This window comes from Neobacillus niacini, from assembly GCF_019749295.1.
GTDB lineage: Bacteria > Bacillota > Bacilli > Bacillales > Cytobacillaceae > Neobacillus > Neobacillus niacini_D.
Window position 1 is genome coordinate 1 of record NZ_JACWFG010000001.1, and the last position, 18,695, is coordinate 18,695.

An 18,695-nucleotide genomic window follows, 5' to 3' on the forward strand; every position below is an offset into this window, starting at 1 on the left:
TTCCCCAATACACAATCTGCTTTTCGATTGATTGGTGCTGTTCTCATGCAATACCAGGAGGAATACTCCAAGAGAAAGATAATAATTAATAACAAATAAAACTCTTATTTTCGACTCACTTCCATCATGGAATGATTACATATCCGAGGAGGGTTGTCAAAGTGAAAAGCCTTTGACAACCCTCCCCGGATATGAAGATAAAAAACCATGGAAGTTTCGTCAAAAAAAATGTAAGGGTATGGATAGAGAATAAGCAAAGGTGAAGCTGAAAACAGGTACTTTTGAATTTACACAATTATCAGGACTTGACTTTTAACATGGAAAATAAGGGAGTCATGTTAAGCATCCGAGCTGATAATAGACGGAGAATTTCCGTTTAGTTCATAAATTTAATTAATAAAAGCATAAATAGACGGAGAATTTCCGTCTATCGACTCAATATATTTGAGATAAGGCGATTTTGCTTTGCATAAGCGGAAAACCTCCGCTTATTTACCCCGAAACGAGCTCCATAATCCAAATAAGCGGAAAATTTCCGCTTATTTTACTCTAGCTGTCACTCTGCCAACAAGCTTAATATTTGTCTATCTTTGTAGGTACAGATAAGTACCTCTTAAGTAACTCGTATTCTGCCAACTCTTCTATTTCGTATACGCTCATTATTATTCAATGCTCTTTGAGACTTTGGAGGAGGACCTTGAAATGATATGAGACCAGCCTTATACAGGACATACCCTATAAAGGCAGCAAAGATTGAACTTCCGATCAGAAACCAGATGAATCTTCTGCCAGCATTGCGTAACATATTTTCACCTCTTTAACCTCTCATTGATGATAAATATGATAAGATTGTCTGTTTTATGTCGTCTTATTCAACCCCGCACCTTTCATTCCCGAGATTTCTATTTCCCTATATAATAAGTTTCCGTCGGCCCCAGATAGCTATTTGCAGGTTTCTTCCCTTCCGGATAGATTACCAGCTTCTCCAATACAAATCCTGGGCTCACCGCATAAATTCGAAGGGTATTTAATCCTTCCTTACAATTTATGCTGCTGCAATGCCTGCGGATGTTATTCAGCACCCCTGCTGCCCAATTTTGATCATCAACTCGGTATCCTTCCGGGAGAATATTAACCATATTAATGTCATCCTCATTTGCCTGTATTCCACAGAATAACGTACTATCTTGAGTGACCGGATTAGAAGGCTGCATATATAACTCCAACTCATATGCTCCAGCTTCTTGTACTACAAAATGATACTCTAAATAAGGCGCGTCCTTTCCTGCAGTAAAATATCTCGTTGCAGGAAATGCCTTCAGGGCAGATAATGTCTTGCCATATCCGTGCAGCACCTCAAATCGGTTAACATCACCCTGCTGATTCGCTGCTTCTTTATTCATATAATAATGTTCAGCTTCTATGGATATATATCCATTGGTCATAACAAAAGTCATTTCAGGCAGTTTACTGAAATCAGCCTGTATGGCGTTTACAATGATGGTACAGGTACCACATGGCATCTCCACGACAATACTGCCTTCTGTCTCGTCATTCATTGCATTACGATTAATCTTCACTTTAATTACTTCCATTGTTTTTTCTTTGCCATCTAAGCTGCCGCTCGTCTTAGAAATTGTCAGCCACTGATTTTTGCTAGTAACCGTAAAATCCGCAGCCAAATCACTTAAACTCGAAATCGTAAATGAAGCTTCTTCAACATCCGGCTGCAGGAAGTCATTTAAATAAACTTTATTATTATGCCATGCAGGACCCTCTGTGTACTGTTCCGTCCCATCCACCGTGACCACAAGTCTTGGCTTACTAACAGGTAAGACGTTCAATAGAATTGGGTACTTGCATCCCTCTTCGTTCCAATTGATAAAACCAATGTGCTCAGAAAGTCCCATTCCGTACCAACGACCATTATCAATGGTATGATACTCTTCTACGAGCTCCCTATCTCTTTTCAAACATTCCCTAACCCGATCCGCCAGTCTGTTTGCTTCCATTTTACCCAGCTTGGCATCATAATGATTTTTGCCGGTTAACAGCCACATCTTCTGTAAATTCAGATTTCCTACAGCAGGATAATAAACGAGTGAGAAATAAGTTGGTAAGTTCTCAGGCTCCACAAGCTTATATAGTTCATCAGCAATATCCAAAAGGTAATCTATTTGCTGTAATGATTCCTCACTTTCCTTGTAGTTAACCGGATGATATACTTCTCCATTCATGTGCTCTGGTCTGCGATTATGAGCAATCTTTGTATAACCTGTAAGCAGCTCAAATACCTTTTGCCTATTATCCTCAGAGAAAACACTATCAAACTGTTTTTGAATCCATCGCTTAGTATAAAGTTCTGTTTTATTAATCGCACTTGTTCCCCATTTTTCAAAATCATAAGCCAAATCCATGAAAAAAGATAACGGGAATTCCTGTGTTGCAATATCACCTACATTCACAATCCATAAATCCTGGATTCCGAAGTCGTAAGCCATGCTCATTTGCTCCCATATCTTAGGAAGGTAAGAACTGTTTATCCATTCATACGAAATGGGTCCGCCGTGATAATCGAAATGATAATACATACCATATCCACCTTTATGGTTACGCATTTCTTCTGTTGGCAGCGTCCGCAGGTTGCCATGATTATCATCACAGAGCATCAGAATCACATCCTCAAGCTCCTCAGAGTTCATTAACCCTGGTGTATCCTTATCTCCGTAAAAGAATGGTTCCACCTCTTTATATAACGCCAGCATTCTTGGTACTTCTGAAAGATTAGGATTAATATTATCTCGTATCAGCTGGTTTTGTGTCTGCAGCACTTCTCGTAACAATTGGATATTGTCAGCCAGTGAAGCTTCTTTACCCATGATTGAAGTATCTGCCTCTCCGCGCATACCAACCGTAATGACATTTTCAAACTTGCCGCTGCGCTTCAAACCATCATCCCAGAACTTTGTAATCCCTTCTCTATTTGTAATGAAATTCCAAGCATCACCATAAATCGAGTTCTCTCCACGCAGATATTTATATTCCTCTCCATACCGGAGACAAGGTTCATGATGGGATGCCCCCATTACGACTCCATATTCATCCGCCAGTTCTGCGTTTGCCAAGCCAGGTCCATCATCACTGAAACGTGCTGACCACATGGCTGGCCAGAGATAATTTCCCTTTAATCTTAGCAGCAGTTCAAACACGTGGTCATACATTTCTGCATTAAAACCGCCAAAATTCTTCATCGTCCAGTTTCCAAAGGCCGGCCATTCATCATTGATAAAAAAGCCACGGTAACGTACAGATGGTTCTTTAGATACGTATTTTAAGTCTCCACTCAAAGAAAATGAAACTTTACACTGCGGCTTCACCCCGCACCAATCCACCAACGGAGAAACTCCAAGCAGCTCGGATAAATGGAATAGACCGTATATCGTACCACGTTTATCACTTCCCGCAATGACAAGTGCTTTTTCAACGCCTTCAAAGGGATGGTCAATCACTTGAAAGAGATATACTTCTCTCTTCCCTGTAACCTCTGATAAATCAATCATCTTTTTTTCTTCAAGTTCATGAAGTATCGGGCTATGATTCACCGTTCCATACAAAACTGCCATTTTTCCAAGCTTCTTTATGTCCGTGGCTGCTTGTGGTGCATATCCGAAAACTAACTCCACATCATGCATAACCTTGCTGGCTATTTTTTTGACACCGCTAAAAGCCTCTTTTTCCTGAAAAAATAATGAACCTAATATGGATGTATGATCATCTGCAGCAGATTCATTTTTTAACATTTCTTGAGTGATTACAAATTCCATCAAAAAACCCTCTCTTAAAATCTATATTTGTTCTATATTATAAATTCAGTCCTAGCAGGAGCAAGAAAAGCTACAAGGTATATCCGAATCCCAAAATGGTAAAACATTTGTCTTCATTCTTGGGAGCCATCTTGATTTCTACCTGATGTTCCCGGCGTACATTCTCCTGATACAGGATTACAGCATTGCAGTGAGTCCAGTTAACTTCATGAGGGTCGGCGGTTTTTATATGTTGGCCATCCACATAAATATCCGCAGTACCAAACTCACTATTTCCTGAATCCTTAAACACAAGAATGAGACTTTTGCTGTTTATCGTCAGTTGGAAACTTTCATTCCCGGTTGCAGCTGTACGCATCCAGTTATTCGGGAACTGAGGAGTAACGAAAGGGTTAGCATCCATCTCTACCATCTGCAAATCGTCATCTGTTTCTGAAAAACTGCCGAATTTTATCCTTGCATCAATTATGTTGTCTTTCCTGTCAAGCAACTGAACATCCTTAAAACTATTACCGATAACCGGCGATTTATCTATTACAATGTCATTTATATCTCTACTCGAATTCTTCGTTTCTAAAAATAGATAAGAAAGACAATCAGCCATAATAGAATGACCGTCATTTGTTGGATGATAGATATCATAGAAGAATTGCCTCTTGGTTATAATGTTTCCCTCTTCCTTTGTAAGCCTAAACTGTTCTGCCACGGCATCCTTTACACTTACCATTGGAAGGTCATAATGCCTGCCTATAGGAGATAGCCTATCTTGCAGATTCCAATCATTTTCAAACACGCTGAATAATAAAATAACCGCTGGTTTGTTTTCCGAAGTAAGTATTTTTAAACAGAGGCTCTCATAACAAATTCCATTTGTTTCGTCACCTGCATCATTGACTGCGAATTCAACAATCACGATATCCGGCTCTACTGTTCCATTTCTTAAAATATCCCGGTCATACCGAATCATCCCAAGCTCAGATGGTGTACCTCCTACTCCCGCCTTCACAAAATGGATATTCTCCCCTTCACCTTTTCCAAACATTTCTCTGAATTTCAAATAAGATTGATAAGCATAACATTGAGTATGGATTGGTTTTGCTCCAGCCCCCTGAGTAATGGAGCCGCCTATATATGCGATGGTAACATCCTCGCCTCTTTCTGCTTTTTCAATTGCCGCTTTTAATCTTTGATTGTTTCCCTTGCTTAAAAGGGACTTTCTAATCATAGCCTGGTACCCTTTAGAACCAAATGCGATCGGCGGTTCCGGCGATATCTCAGGTACCTTATAGGCATCATGCAGATAAAATTTGACACTTACTGTTGCTAGTTCACCCGGATGGTCAAATTCAAAAGCAAATTTACCGGGAACATCGTCATCCTGGGACCATTGGAAATCCCCGAGTTCTACTACCATTTCAGTTCCATCTGTTGGACAAGCTATTCTTAGTAGTGTTCCAGTTTCATATTTTTTTCGTTTTCCATAATTATGTAACACAAAATTGATTTTTCCTGCATTTTCATTTCCTGTTTTAATTACTATACCTATACTGTGAACCAGCTTATGAAATCCCTTACAATCGTCGAGGAGAGTTAAAATTTGCTCATCACTCACGCCACCTACAAGCTTTGCAATACTTTTTAATCTTTCTGCGTCTAAATAGATTTCCTGCGAGGGTTTACCTTCATTACGGGGAGTTGCCTCTATAACTTTCTCAAACATGACGAAAAAGCTATCCCGTTTTGCTGCTGGGTCTTTTGGTGCCTTGAAAACATCATTACTATCGTCATTTTTTATTAATCTACTTTCTGTCATCGTTACCTATCTCTCCTATGGATACAATTTATATGACATATAACTAGTGAAATCTTCATAAATGACACCTGCTGCCAATCTAATGAGAGCATTTTGGTTATAATTATAACCACAGGGTAGTATACCTGATTCTAATTCAACAATGTTTATTCATTCAACAAACAAAGTCTATATGTAATTATTTTATTATTATTTTCAGAAAGGTCAATGTATTTTTGAAATCGCTTTATATTATTATTTAATAGGCCACCTAAATCTGCACAAAAAAGACCCCTTCTTATTTAAGAAAGGATCTTTCTATAATTAATCTCTTGGTGCTAATTCAATTGCTGACTTTATAGCTGCTTTCATACTCCTTGAATCAGCAATGTTTTTTCCGGCAATATCAAAGGCCGTACCATGGTCAACGGATGTACGGATAACCCCGCCTTTTAATCCTACCGTAATGTTTACACCATCTTCAATCCCCATAACCTTAATCGGTGCGTGACCTTGATCATGATAACATGCCACAACAATATCAAAGTCGCCACGAGCCGCACGGAAAAATAGAGTGTCTGCTGGGTGCGGTCCAGAAGCATTAATTCCTTCTGCCTTAGCCTTTTCGATTCCAGGAATTAGTTTTTCTTCTTCCTCACCATTACCGAAAAGTCCATTTTCACCAGCATGTGGATTGATACCACAAACAGCAACACTTGGGTTTTTAATTCCTGCTCTTGATAGAGTTTCATGTGCTAATTTTATTACCTTATAAGTTCTCTCTGGATTAATCATTTCAATTGCTTTAATCAAACCGACATGAGTAGTGAGATGGATTACTTTTAAGTTCGGTGCTGTCAGCATCATTGAAAAGTCTTCTGTGTCTGTCAATTTCGCCAGTATTTCCGTGTGACCAGGATATAGATGACCACCTTTATGCATAGCCTCTTTGTTTAGTGGAGCAGTACAGATGGCATTGATTTCTTTTTCCTTTGCTAAGGCTACAGCTTTGGCAATGTATTGATAAGCTGCATTTCCCGCTTCACCAGATACTTGACCGAATGGCAAATCAACAGGAAGTAAGTCTAAATCAATGACATCAATGATACCAAATTCATTTTTTGCTTCAGATACAGTATGAATCACATTGATTTGTACATCAGCCTTAACAATTGGTTTTACTCTCTCTAGGATTTTCGCATCACCTATCACTATTGGTTGGCATTGATCATAAATATCCTTGTCCATTAACGATTTAACAATGATCTCTGGGCCAATCCCTGCAGCATCTCCCATAGTAATTCCTATAATTGGTTTCATTTATAACACTCCTTTTAACTTATCAATTGCGTGAACAAACACCGTTTCTTTTCCAAAACCACCAGCTTTTGTAATGACAAAGATGTCATCAATACCGATAAATGTTGAAATAGGCACACCTATCTCCAATTCATCATGCAGATAAAAGCCTTTTACACCCCATATTTCACATACTTGTTTTGCAGTGTCCCCGCCTGTCATTACAATCCCATTAAATAGCTTCTCCTCAATTAATGCGGCACTTATTTCACCCAGCATTTTGACGATTGCATTACTCGTCTCTGTATAATTAAAGCCATTTTCTTGACCAGTTTTTCTAGCTTTTTCTATATCTTCTGTTTTACCAGTAGAATATATGACAACATCAAAACCGTTTTTGACCGCATCTCTCGCTGCCTTTACCACGTTTGTGATTTCTGTTGTTCTTTCCTCTTCACACGAAACAGCTTTGTAGGATTCCACTTTAATTCCGGTAACTCCATCTTTCTTTAGTACAACACTTAACTGGTGTCTAGAATTTTTATTCACACTTCCAACAACAGTTAGTATAGGTTTATTATGTTTGGGAATGACTACTTGTTTATCTGTCTTTTCCATTTCGTAATACCCAGGAAGATAATTTGCTAGACCTGCAGAACCTACCCATGTGATGTAAAGGTTTAATCCTCTTGTATATTTTAAAATTCGTTCCAAATCTTCTTCTGTTTCAGAATCAACAACAACATAGGAAATATTTTTTCTTGCAAATTCCTCAAGGTGTTCTAGAATGATGTCCGACCCTTTTAGCAATATATCTTTCTCAATAAGACCAACAGATCGATTCGTTTGTTGCTTTAAAAGAGTAGGGATATGAGATTCAGTAACCGGCGTCTTGGGATCATTGGCGATTTCCGTTTCATTTAGAGGAATCCCATTTAAGTAATGATGACCGTTTAATACAGTCCTCCCATTTTTAGGGTACCCAGGAACAACGAAAACAAAGTCTGGTTTTAATGTATCGTAAACCGCATCAATCTCACTACCTAGATTCCCTCTCATTGTTGAATCAATTTTTTTGTAAATGTTTTTAAATCCTTGGTTTTTAAGGAATTCCATAATCTCGTAAACTCTATTATACGCTTCATTTTTCTCAATTGAACGGCTATCTGTATCAAAGACGACAGCTTCTGATTCATGAACAGCATTTTTGTCTAGTCCAAATAGTACAGATGTTTTCAAACCGAACTTGGCTAGCTGTACTCCACTGTCGTTAGCTCCCGTTAAATCATCTGCAATAATGGCTAATTTCATCGTTTGCACTCCTTACTGTCAATAAATAACTACAATTATCCTATATTTTAATAGATTGAAATAATAGAGAAAGCCATTCAGAAAAATGAATGGTTCCTCTAATTTATTTATTGGAAATTAGTTGATGCTGTTTTACCCTTTTTCTCTAAACGTTTCACAAGAAAAGCAACAAACAGTGGTAAAAGAATAGCTGTTGTTACTACACTAGCAGCAACCTGAACTGTCGCTAATTCAACGTTCGCGGCAAATGCTGGGCTTGCCGCTGCAATCGCAGCAGGTGTAGCAACCGCATTTCCTGCTGTGGATCCTTCAGCAGCACCTACAATTGGGTTCCATTTAAGTGCTTTGAAAACGAAGTATGATACTGAACCTGTTAGTAATACAGTCATGATTCCAATGGCAATACCAGCTAAACCACCTGAGATAATTGCTTGGAAGTTAATCCCCATACCTAATGCGAAGGCAAAGAACGGAATTAACATGTCACTACCTTTTGCAAAGAATTCTCTCATTTCCCCATCTAGATTACCAAGAATAAAACCGACTACGATTGGAAGTAACACAGAAATAAATGCTGTTGCTGAGAACATCCCTTCAACAAATCCCATTGTACCGAAAATCGTCAACGCTACCATTGTTAAGAAAGGACCATCATTTAGGGCTAAAAGTGAATAAGCTGCTTTGTCGTCTGCCTTACCATATTGACCAACTAAAGCCATGTATAAGCCACCGTTACTATTTGTCATGGCGGCAATAATAGCCATAGGAACTAATCCAAAGAACAAACCATTTGCATCTGCCATCATAAAGGCTAATAAACCAACAATTGCACCCACTACCCATTTAACAAAAAGAAGAGTGGCACCTTTACTAACTGATACTCCGATATTCCGAACATTAATTTGAGCCCCTGCACAAAGTAAGAACAGTGCAATAAGCGTTCCTGCTCCATTAACAAATAAAGCCTCTGTAAAATTACCAATTCGAAGTAGATTTGGAGCAAATGTATTAATAGTAGCAGCCAGCAATAAAGGTACTACCATCATTCCGCCTGGAATTCTATCCAACGTTTGTTTAATTTTCATTGTAATATCCCCTTTGTTTTTATTTGCGCTTACACTCTAATGAAAACGCTCTTTCCTATGATAAAAAAATAATAATAGATTAAAAATGCAACACTTTCGTTTTCCTTCAAAATGTAACGCGCTTACAAATGTGATTATATATACTCGTGTTCATTATTGCAATGGTTTTATGCGAAAAAATAATAAAAATAAATTAACGTTGCAAATTGCAACGTTAATTTATTTTCCTCCATAAGGTAGTACGATTAATTCCCAAACGCTTAGCAGCTTTGGTTTGATTCATATTTTCTTCTTTAAGAACTTTAAGAATTACTTCCTTTTCAATTTCCTCTAACGATTTAGTTAGATCAATTTCAGACCCCTTTTTAACCATAGAGTTATCAAGTGATAAGCTATTAATTACCTGGCTATCAATGTAATCCCCTTCCGAGGCAATGACCAAATCCTTCACGACACTCTTTAGTTGTTTAATATTTTCCGTCCAAGAAAAATTTCTGAGGTATTCTAGGGCCTCTTCCTTAATCCCCACCACTTGTTTTCCAAATTGAGCATTAAAAATACTCACAAACAAACGAATTAATTCTCCTAAGTCCTCGTTTCTTTCTTTTAAGGTCGGCATATAAATAGAGTTTGTATTCACTCGATTTATTACATCCTTATGGAATAGGCTGGTCTTTTTATTAGGATCGAATGAAAAAGAATAGATAACTCTCATTTGTTTATTAGTAAAGAGTTCCACAATCTCCTTTTGCCGTTCTTGGGAAATAAGTTCAAATCCTGAAACATAAACAGTTGTCCTTTGAAGGGTAGAAAGAAAAAACGCAATTTCATCGGTGACACTTGATGAATCATTTTGAATGAAAAGTTCCACAAATTGATCATTTCGATATTCACTCTCAGAATGGATAGAGGAAGCAAGAAACTTCTTTCCAACACCCTGAGCACCCCAAATAGCTAGAGGATCCTTCGTTTCTGCTGCTGCCTTTGCTTTTGATAACACATTTTTAATAATAGGACTTGTCGTTACTAATTGAGCGAGAGATGTTTTGGGGATACGACCTTTGTGTACTTCTATACTCTTTCTCCCCTCTAAATCTTTTTCATGAATTCTAAAATAATAAAATTTACCGTGGTCTATTCTTCCAGCTGTCACACGTAAACCCTCACCATCCAGTACGATATTTTTATTAATCTGCGAAAAAGGATCCTTTATCGCCAATAACTCATGGATTAACGGGAGAAATTCATCAGGCAGATTATAAATCGAAAGTTGATTGATTTCTTTATTTTTCTTATAAAGTTTTTGGATGAATGCTTGATTAGCAAAAACAATCTTTCCACTCTCCTGAAAGATTACAACGCAATCCTTCATAGAATGTATGAAATGTTTATATACGGAGTAGTCGCTTTCTAATTGCTTCATGACCCGATTCAACTGTCTTACTTGGTCAAAAACTTCTAACACTGATTCCTTTCCCGTTGTGATCATCATCCCCTGCAAGCCGAAACTTTCTGCTGTGTTTACAGTTATCGTATCTCCCAAGATAAGCTGAGCACCATTCATCCAAGCTTCCTTAACAGCATTCGCTACTTCTTCTTTTTGATGAACAATCGTATAGGATATATCGATATTTAATAAATTGGCAATGGATAAAACATCATTACAAATATTAGGAAAACCAATCATGTGGACCTTCATTTGATAATCTTTAATAAGGGTTAACGTTCTTAAGATATCATAACCAGATAACTTAATTTCAACGACCGGTATATTGGTGAATTGACTAATTAACTTTGCAGTCCCCCCACGGCTAATAATGAATTGTATTCCTTTATTTTCATATTCCTTTACAACAGGAATTGCATCTCCTAAATCCGCTTCTTCTATCACAATATCGAGGTCCGGTTGCTGTTTCGCTAAAACTGACGCTAATTCCTTAAGTCCTCTATATGGTGCAATAAATAATGTTTTTATCGCCATAACATTTTCCACCTCTGTTGCAGTTTGCTACAGTCATTATACAAAAAGAAATGATTGACTACCACTTGGTACTTCTAATCCGTATACGATCGTTTCTTTATACTTTGGCTTGCATATAGACAAAAAAGCCTTCTTCACTTGTCGGAAGGGTCCCTACAAAGCTAAAGAGGCTTTTAACCATAAAGTTATTTTGGTGGTATTGAGCGTGAAACTGTGCACTATTTTAATTTTGCTCATGACCGTGATGAGTATCTGCTCTGGTTTTCCAATATCGCTAAACGAATTAGCTTCAATTTTATTTCTTTGCTTAGTGAAAGCCATTCCGGTTTAAAAATTTTCATTTTCCATTCCCCCATTAGAGTATTGTTCGGTTTCAAAGTTTATAAACTACTTGCTATGCAACAATATTCAGCTGAGATGTATTTGTTTTGTATCATTCCCGCCCCCTCCAACTTTTTAACATTTTTCGTTTTCCATTTTATTTGAATTTTCTACATTTTTTTCGCGTTAAAAAAGATGAGAAGATAAATCAAAAAAGGATTTAGAGGCAATAATGGTTTATTCTCTTCGTTTAATGGGTACTGAACTAACATCCCAAATTTATAGGAGGTAATAGGATATGAATAATGAACAGTACCCAAGTAAATTGCCCGCACAAGAACAAAACCAGCAGCCAGGAATGGAGAAGGATATGATGCCGCTTCCAGACACGGAAAATCCGAACTACGAAGGAAGTAACAAGCTTAAAGGAAAGAATGCGATCATTACTGGTGGAGACAGTGGAATTGGACGTTCTGTAGCAATAGCTTTCGCAAAGGAAGGGGCAAATATTTCGATTATTTATTTAAACGAAAGCAAAGATGCCGAAGAAACCAAACAGCTTGTTGAGGAGGAAGGCGGCAGATGCCTCTTAATACCTGGAGACATCGGTGATGAATCCTTCTGTAAAGAAGCTGTCCAGCAAACAATAGATGAGCTTGGCGGCCTTGATATCCTGGTGAACAATGCCGGAGAACAGCATCCGCAGGAAAGTATTATGGAGATAGATTCAGAGCAGCTGGAAAAGACATTCCGGACAAATGTTTTTTCAATGTTCCATTTAACAAAATCCGCGTTACCTCACCTTAAAGAAGGAAGTGCCATTATTAATACAACGTCCATCACTTCCTATCAAGGACATCCAAAGCTGCTTGACTATTCTTCTACAAAAGGTGCCATTACAACCTTTACAAGGTCTCTTGCCCTTCAGCTGGCCGAGAAAGGAATCAGGGTAAATGGAGTCGCCCCAGGACCTATTTGGACACCACTTATTCCTTCTACTTTTACAGCAGAAGAAGTAAGTAAACATGGTCAGGATACACCAATGAAGCGCCCAGGACAGCCGGAGGAGGTTGCTCCTGCATATGTCTACCTCGCATCACATTCAGATTCATCCTATGTTACTGGACAAATCCTTCATATTAATGGCGGAAGAGTCGTTAATGGGTAGATAATCTCCTTATGTTTTTAGAGAGATGAAACCCCAAGTACCTAACCACCATCAAAAATAGTGCCTGCCCCCTGCATTTTACAGCGTTGAAGTCTTAGGGGACAGGCACTAAATAAACGGCATATGTTAATTTAACTTTATAGTTGAATAGTTATGGTGCGGGAAAAGACTATTATTCTTCCCTGCCCAATCGAAGCTTTAATAGAAAACCATACATACTCAGGAAAACCATAATCCCCATCGATTGAAAGGTTCCTACCAATATCTTAATCGAGAAACTTCCTCTTAGTTTATTCTTATAAGTAATAATATAATGACCATCTGCAGAGTTCGCCATGACTAAAAGGATCCAGCTAAGGACAAATAAAACAGCACCCAGTCCAAACAATACAGTATGTAATTTACTTTTATCCAAATAGATTAAGAGATTAGCGATCAGGAAGCCGAGGACTGCCGCAGCAACATAAACCCACCATAATGAATCAGCGTCTACTTTAATTAACAAAACCATATACTGAATAGTAAAGCCCAAACTCATTAGAAAAATTGGAACGCTATAGAAACAGGTTGGCATGAATTCGTTTTGGCTCTCTCTTACCATTAAGATTAAAAAAACAATGACACTAGGAATTCCAATGACCCAATGTAACAATGCCAAAGCATATACTGGGTTCGCATAACTCTCCTTTAAGGGCAGCTCCACGACTCCATGATAAGTTTCCCCATCTAAATGCCCCACCATCATATACCACCCTATAAACAATACAACCAAAAAACAGCCAAATAGCATTAGAACTGTACCAAACGTACCACTTTCCTTCTTCCTTGCTTTACGTTTTGATTTCTTTTTACTCAATGAATTACACCAACTTTTTTCTAAATTTCTACTAAACCATATCATAAAACACAAGAACAGAATAAGAGAATTCCCTACTATTTTTACTACATCCCGCTTAATTCCTTTATTTTTCTTTCCGTTTTGTTGCAGGCCCTTGTAACGATAGACACTCATCTCGTATATTTTGTTTGTAATTTATTGTAATTATCAATATAGTTAAAATAATATAACAGTAAGGATGGAGTGAGACTTGATAGATATGTATAGAAATTGGGCAGGTAATTTTCAATATAGTACGACTAATTGGCATACACCTGAAACTATTGAAGAAGTTCAACAATTGGTTTCAAGTTTAACAAAGCTGCGTGTGATTGGAACGCGCCACTCGTTTAATAGCATCGCAGATTCTAGAGAGAATATGGTATCCTTGCAAAATCTCAACAATGTCTTATCGATTGATCGAGAAAAGGAAACTGTAACCGTGGAAGCAGGAATAAAGTATGGAGATCTTTGTCATGTGCTACAGCAAAATGGTTATGCCTTACATAACCTTGCTTCCCTTCCGCACATTTCGGTTGCTGGAGCGGTTGCAACAGCAACACATGGTTCAGGCAATGGCAATCAAAATTTAGCTGCAGCGGTACATGCTATGGAAATAGTCACTGCCGATGGAAGCATTGTAACTTTTTCAAAGGAAAAATCAGAAGAGGAATTACATGGCGCGGTGGTTGGACTAGGTGGATTAGGAGTAGTCACAAAGCTCACACTTGACGTCCTTCCAAGTCATCAAATGAGGCAGGATGTATATGAGAACCTTCCGTTGGCACAACTAGAACATCATTTTGATACTATTTTTTCCAGCTCTTATAGCGTTAGTCTGTTTACGGATTGGCAAAATGAAAGGTTTAACCAGGTGTGGTTGAAGAGCAAACTGACGGATGATCAAACATTCTCATTAGGAGAGAAATTTTTCGGAGCAAAATCAGCAAACCAAAATCTGCATCCCGTGCCGGGAGTTGGAGCAGAGAATTGTACAGCTCAATTGGGTGTGCCAGGGAATTGGCTTGATCGTATGCCACATTTCCGAATGGATTTTATCCCAAGTAAAGGTCAAGAGCTTCAAAGTGAATATATTATGGCCCGCGAGCATGCATATGACGCTATTTGTGCGCTTGGAGAGATCCGTGAACAAATCGCACCGTATCTATTAATATCCGAAGTGCGGACTATTGCCCAGGATGATCTTTGGTTAAGCCCATCCTATAAGCAGGATTCTGTGGCCATTCACTTTACATGGCAGGATAAATGGGAGGATGTTCAGCAGGTACTGCCATTAATCGAGGCACAGCTTGAACCTTTTCAAGCAAAACCACATTGGGGAAAACTGTTTACTACTTCACCTGCAAAAATACAATCACTTTATGAAAAAATGACTGCATTTCAACAACTTCTTATAAAATATGATCCAAATGGCAAATTCCGCAATACCTTTTTGAATAAATATATATTTCATGCTGCAGAGTGAAAGTTAACGCGCTATTTATACAAGCCGATATTTCTAAGGAGGGGAAACTGTTTGAAATCTTTTGAAAAACTACATCCATTATTAAAAAGCTTTGTCGAAAAAGGTCCTGCTGGATGTGCCTGTTCCGTTACCTATCAAGGGAAAACAGCATTTGAAGATTACGTTGGATATGCCGACCTTGAAACGGAAAAACCAATATTACCAGATACGATTTATAGAATTTATTCAAACTCCAAATTGGTAACTTGTGTTGCTGCCCTTATTTTATATGAACGGGGTTTGTTTTTGCTGAATGATCCTTTGGAAGAGTATCTTCCGGAATTCAAAGAACCAAAAGTTTACCATAGAACTAAAAACGGAGAGTTGTCGACTTTACCCTCTTCAAAATCAATCAGGATTAAAGATCTCTTCATGATGACCTCCGGATTAACCTATGGAGGGGAAGGAAATGAAACAGAACGTCAGGTTACACTGGCGCTCAATAACTTTAATAACGACAAGGGTCTTGAGAATTTAGATGTAAGAACCCTCTCCCAAATACTTAGCAAGGTTCCACTTGCCTTTGAACCGGGCACACAATGGCAATATGGCTATAGCCATGACGTCTTAGGAGCACTGATTGAAGTACTGTCAGGTAAATCCTTTGGACAATTTTTAAAAGATGAAATTTTTGATCCATTAGAAATGAAGGACACATTTTTCAAGATTCCCGAGGAGAAAAAAGAGCGGCTTTGCAGCCTTTACAATCGCAGTGAAAATGGGGAGTTAACCAAAAATTCTTTAATGGATGGAAATTACCAGGCAGAAGCCAAGTTTGAAAGTGGAGGCGGAGGTTTGCTTTCTACGTTAGCCGACTATAGTCGATTTGCCCATATGCTGGCAAATGGCGGCGAGCTTAACGGTGTCAAAATTTTAGGAAGTAAGACAATTGAACTCATGTCCACCAATCATCTACAGCCAGACGTGCTGCCGTACTATAACTGGGAGTATTTGAAGGGCTATGGTTATGGATTGGGTGTCAGAGTCATGATGGATCCACCTTTAGGCGGCAGTAATAGTTCGATTGGAGAATTCGGATGGTGCGGTTTAGCGGGCACCTGGGTAATGATTGACCCAAAAGAAAAGCTTTCTGCTGTGTATATGCAGCAAATGATGCCTAACTTCGAGGCTTACCATCAGCCTCGGCTTCGCTCGGTTATTTATGGTTCGCTTTAAGAACATCCAAAACATAAAAAATTCCCAAATCCATAAGGAATGGGAATTTTTTGTTATAAACTGTTAATTATCAATACCCATTGGATAGCAGTTTTCGTTTTTTAATATATTTCAAGAAAATATAGTTTACAATCTACCATTCTGCAATTGTTCCATCTTTATGTCGCCATACAGGATTTTTCCAATTATGGCCAACTTCCACTTGTTTTTTAACATATTCTTCATTGACTGTAATTCCAAGCCCAGGTCCTGTTGGCAATTGGACAAAGCCATCCTTATAGTCAAATACAGCTGGATCTACAATATAATCCAGCAAATCATTGCCTTTGTTATAATGAATGCCTATACTTTGTTCCTGGATAAAGACATTATGAGATACAGCATCAACCTGTAAACATGCTGCTAATGCAATCGGACCAAGCGGGCAATGCGGTGCTACTGCTACATCGTAAGCTTCGGCCATTGCTGCTATCTTTCTGCACTCCGTTATGCCGCCGGCATGGGAAAGATCTGGTTGAATAATGTCTACATAACCATCGGATAACAGCTTTTTAAAGTCCCATCGAGAAAACATTCTTTCCCCCGTTGCAATCGGAATCGTTGTAGCGTGAGCAACTTCCCTCAATGCTTCATTATTTTCAGGTAGTACAGGCTCTTCAATAAACATAGGCCGGAATTGCTCAAGTTCTTTTGCTAAAACTTTGGCCATTGGTTTATGTACTCTTCCATGAAAATCAATTCCAATTTCCAAATCATTTCCGCAATACTCGCGAATGGCAGCAACTCGCTCGAGAACAGAATCAATTTTCTTATGAGAATCGATATATTGAAGCTCTTCCGTTGCATTCATTTTAATGGCGGTAAAACCGGCTTCCGCTTTTTCTTTAGCTTCTCTTCCAACTTCACTTGGCCGATCACCTCCAATCCACGAATATACACGGACAGAATCACGGCAAGATCCTCCTAGTAATTGATAAATAGGGGCATTAAAGTATTTACCTTTAATATCCCATAAAGCCTGATCGATCCCAGCAATCGCACTCATTAAAACCGGACCGCCCCGATAAAAGCCTGAACGATAGAGTGCTTGCCAATGATCTTCAATTCTCATTGGATCTTTCCCAATAAGATATTCTCCTAGTTCTTCAACTGCCGCCTTAACTGTATGAGCCTTTCCTTCAACAATTGGTTCGCCCCAGCCAACAATTCCTTCATCCGTTTCAATCTTTAAAAACAACCATCTTGGAGGAACAATAAAGCATTCTAGACTAGTAATCTTCATTACTAAATTCACCTCTTAGAGAAGTAATATTTTTTCTTTCATTTAGACCAAATTCAACGATACAATATCTCCAATTGCTTTAGAACCTATAACCGTGGAGAGTTCTACCTGTTCATCTGTTGCTTCTACCACTATATCCGACAACTCCATATGAGAAAAGATTTCTACAAATGCCTTTCGCAGAGGATTGGCTCCGCCAATAACGACCCAATTAAGGTCTTCAAACCTATTACTCTTTTGAATGGAATGAATATCGGAAGCTATCACAGCACCTGCAAAATAGTTGGATCGCTGGTTGTCATTCATTTGTTGATCAAACAAGTGTAATAGACGGACATGATATAATGACCGTGTTAAACCGAACTTCTTGCTAGACTTATAACCTTCGATAAGATACTCTCTTTCAATCCCAGTTATCAACTCTTCATTTAATGAACTGGATAGGATTGTATTCCTGCTTACAGCGAATAATATCTCCCCGCATAATGTAGAATAGCAGGATACAATTTGCCCATTATTCACAAAGACAAATTTAGTGTGGGAGCCCGGCAGAAGAATCATCCCTTTTCCTTTTAATCCTAATTGGTGTAAAAGTCCAAAGGTTTCAACTTCTTCCCCCCGCATAACATCATAAGAATCGATATTTTCCAATAGTTTTCCAGGGTAATCCTCTACTCTATTTTTCATACCTGGCACAAAAATGCATGGAATATTAAAATAACTTTCAACTATTTGTACAGATGAGGCTTTGGCAAACTTTTCAAGACCACATGGCCCTTCAATATGCTTAACCTCATGAAGGCCTAAGTTTGAGGTAATCATCCCCGTTGCTACAATATATTGAATGTCATTAAATTGGAGCTTGTTTCGATTTATTATCTCTTGCAGTCCTTCTGCTATACCGTTTTTCAATGCATCTATATTCCCATCTATGGCTGTATTTCTAACACCTACTGGTTTCTTAATAACGTCTATAACGGTGTTTTGCTTGTTTTCGATTAGTCGAATACGAGAATTGGTTGTGCCTGAATCAATGGTAATAATATACAATATT

At 38.3% G+C, this 18,695-nt stretch carries 13 protein-coding genes; 3 read left to right on the forward strand and 10 right to left on the reverse strand.

Features of this window, described 5'->3' with window-relative positions:
• Window positions 1–613 precede the first annotated feature (613 nt).
• The 7 genes from H0184_RS00005 to H0184_RS00035 form a co-directional block, all read right to left on the reverse strand.
• Window positions 614–805, reverse strand: coding sequence for a hypothetical protein (locus H0184_RS00005; RefSeq protein WP_221819621.1), 192 nt, complete (start codon window positions 803–805; stop codon window positions 614–616).
• A gap of 97 nt (window positions 806–902) precedes the next feature.
• Complete coding sequence (locus tag H0184_RS00010; RefSeq protein WP_221819623.1) at window positions 903–3,824, reverse strand: glycosyl hydrolase 115 family protein; 2,922 nt, start codon at window positions 3,822–3,824, stop codon at window positions 903–905.
• 70 nt (window positions 3,825–3,894) lie between these two features.
• Complete coding sequence (locus tag H0184_RS00015) at window positions 3,895–5,637, reverse strand: SGNH/GDSL hydrolase family protein (protein ID WP_221819624.1); 1,743 nt, start codon at window positions 5,635–5,637, stop codon at window positions 3,895–3,897.
• A 303-nt stretch (window positions 5,638–5,940) separates the two neighbouring features.
• Window positions 5,941–6,936 carry a 4-hydroxythreonine-4-phosphate dehydrogenase PdxA gene (pdxA, locus tag H0184_RS00020; protein WP_221819626.1) on the reverse strand — a complete coding sequence of 332 codons (996 nt, stop codon included), beginning with the start codon at window positions 6,934–6,936 and terminating at the stop codon, window positions 5,941–5,943.
• Window positions 6,937–8,226 carry a four-carbon acid sugar kinase family protein gene (locus tag H0184_RS00025; RefSeq protein ID WP_221819628.1) on the reverse strand — a complete coding sequence of 430 codons (1,290 nt, stop codon included), beginning with the start codon at window positions 8,224–8,226 and terminating at the stop codon, window positions 6,937–6,939. It lies immediately after the preceding gene.
• Between the two features lie 107 nt (window positions 8,227–8,333).
• Window positions 8,334–9,311, reverse strand: a complete 978-nt coding sequence (locus H0184_RS00030) for a 2-keto-3-deoxygluconate permease (protein ID WP_221819630.1) — start codon at window positions 9,309–9,311, stop codon at window positions 8,334–8,336.
• Window positions 9,312–9,525: 214 nt separating this feature from the next.
• Complete coding sequence (locus H0184_RS00035) at window positions 9,526–11,292, reverse strand: sigma-54-dependent Fis family transcriptional regulator (RefSeq protein ID WP_221819632.1); 1,767 nt, start codon at window positions 11,290–11,292, stop codon at window positions 9,526–9,528.
• A gap of 619 nt (window positions 11,293–11,911) precedes the next feature.
• Between H0184_RS00035 and H0184_RS00040 the strand changes: the two genes are divergently transcribed.
• The gene (locus H0184_RS00040; protein WP_221819634.1) at window positions 11,912–12,781 is read left to right on the forward strand and encodes an SDR family oxidoreductase; all 870 of its coding nucleotides are present in this window, start codon (window positions 11,912–11,914) and stop codon (window positions 12,779–12,781) included.
• Between the two features lie 172 nt (window positions 12,782–12,953).
• On the opposite strand, the gene H0184_RS00045 is transcribed toward H0184_RS00040, so the two are convergent.
• Window positions 12,954–13,637, reverse strand: coding sequence for a hypothetical protein (locus H0184_RS00045; protein ID WP_221819637.1), 684 nt, complete (start codon window positions 13,635–13,637; stop codon window positions 12,954–12,956).
• Window positions 13,638–13,872: 235 nt separating this feature from the next.
• On the opposite strand from H0184_RS00045, the gene H0184_RS00050 reads away from it, so the two are divergent.
• Both H0184_RS00050 and H0184_RS00055 read left to right on the forward strand, forming a co-directional pair.
• Complete coding sequence (locus H0184_RS00050; RefSeq protein WP_221821117.1) at window positions 13,873–15,144, forward strand: FAD-binding protein; 1,272 nt, start codon at window positions 13,873–13,875, stop codon at window positions 15,142–15,144.
• A gap of 51 nt (window positions 15,145–15,195) precedes the next feature.
• Window positions 15,196–16,359 carry a serine hydrolase domain-containing protein gene (locus H0184_RS00055; RefSeq protein WP_221819640.1) on the forward strand — a complete coding sequence of 388 codons (1,164 nt, stop codon included), beginning with the start codon at window positions 15,196–15,198 and terminating at the stop codon, window positions 16,357–16,359.
• 133 nt (window positions 16,360–16,492) lie between these two features.
• On the opposite strand, the gene dgoD is transcribed toward H0184_RS00055, so the two are convergent.
• Window positions 16,493–17,641, reverse strand: a complete 1,149-nt coding sequence (dgoD, locus tag H0184_RS00060) for a galactonate dehydratase (RefSeq protein ID WP_221819642.1) — start codon at window positions 17,639–17,641, stop codon at window positions 16,493–16,495.
• Between the two features lie 42 nt (window positions 17,642–17,683).
• Window positions 17,684–18,691 carry a 2-dehydro-3-deoxygalactonokinase gene (locus tag H0184_RS00065; RefSeq protein ID WP_221819644.1) on the reverse strand — a complete coding sequence of 336 codons (1,008 nt, stop codon included), beginning with the start codon at window positions 18,689–18,691 and terminating at the stop codon, window positions 17,684–17,686.
• Between the last annotated feature and the right edge of the window lie 4 nt (window positions 18,692–18,695).

Excerpts from the sequence above, each read along its gene's own strand:
- H0184_RS00005 (WP_221819621.1), bottom strand. The coding sequence starts at position 805 with ATGTTACGCAATGCTGGCAGAAGATTCATCTGGTTTCTGATCGGAAGT.
- H0184_RS00010 (WP_221819623.1), bottom strand. The coding sequence starts at position 3,824 with ATGGAATTTGTAATCACTCAAGAAATGTTAAAAAATGAATCTGCTGCA.
- H0184_RS00015 (WP_221819624.1), bottom strand. The coding sequence starts at position 5,637 with ATGACAGAAAGTAGATTAATAAAAAATGACGATAGTAATGATGTTTTC.
- pdxA (WP_221819626.1), bottom strand. The coding sequence starts at position 6,936 with ATGAAACCAATTATAGGAATTACTATGGGAGATGCTGCAGGGATTGGC.
- H0184_RS00025 (WP_221819628.1), bottom strand. The coding sequence starts at position 8,226 with ATGAAATTAGCCATTATTGCAGATGATTTAACGGGAGCTAACGACAGT.
- H0184_RS00030 (WP_221819630.1), bottom strand. The coding sequence starts at position 9,311 with ATGAAAATTAAACAAACGTTGGATAGAATTCCAGGCGGAATGATGGTA.
- H0184_RS00035 (WP_221819632.1), bottom strand. The coding sequence starts at position 11,292 with ATGGCGATAAAAACATTATTTATTGCACCATATAGAGGACTTAAGGAA.
- H0184_RS00040 (WP_221819634.1), top strand. The coding sequence starts at position 11,912 with ATGAATAATGAACAGTACCCAAGTAAATTGCCCGCACAAGAACAAAAC.
- dgoD (WP_221819642.1), bottom strand. The coding sequence starts at position 17,641 with ATGAAGATTACTAGTCTAGAATGCTTTATTGTTCCTCCAAGATGGTTG.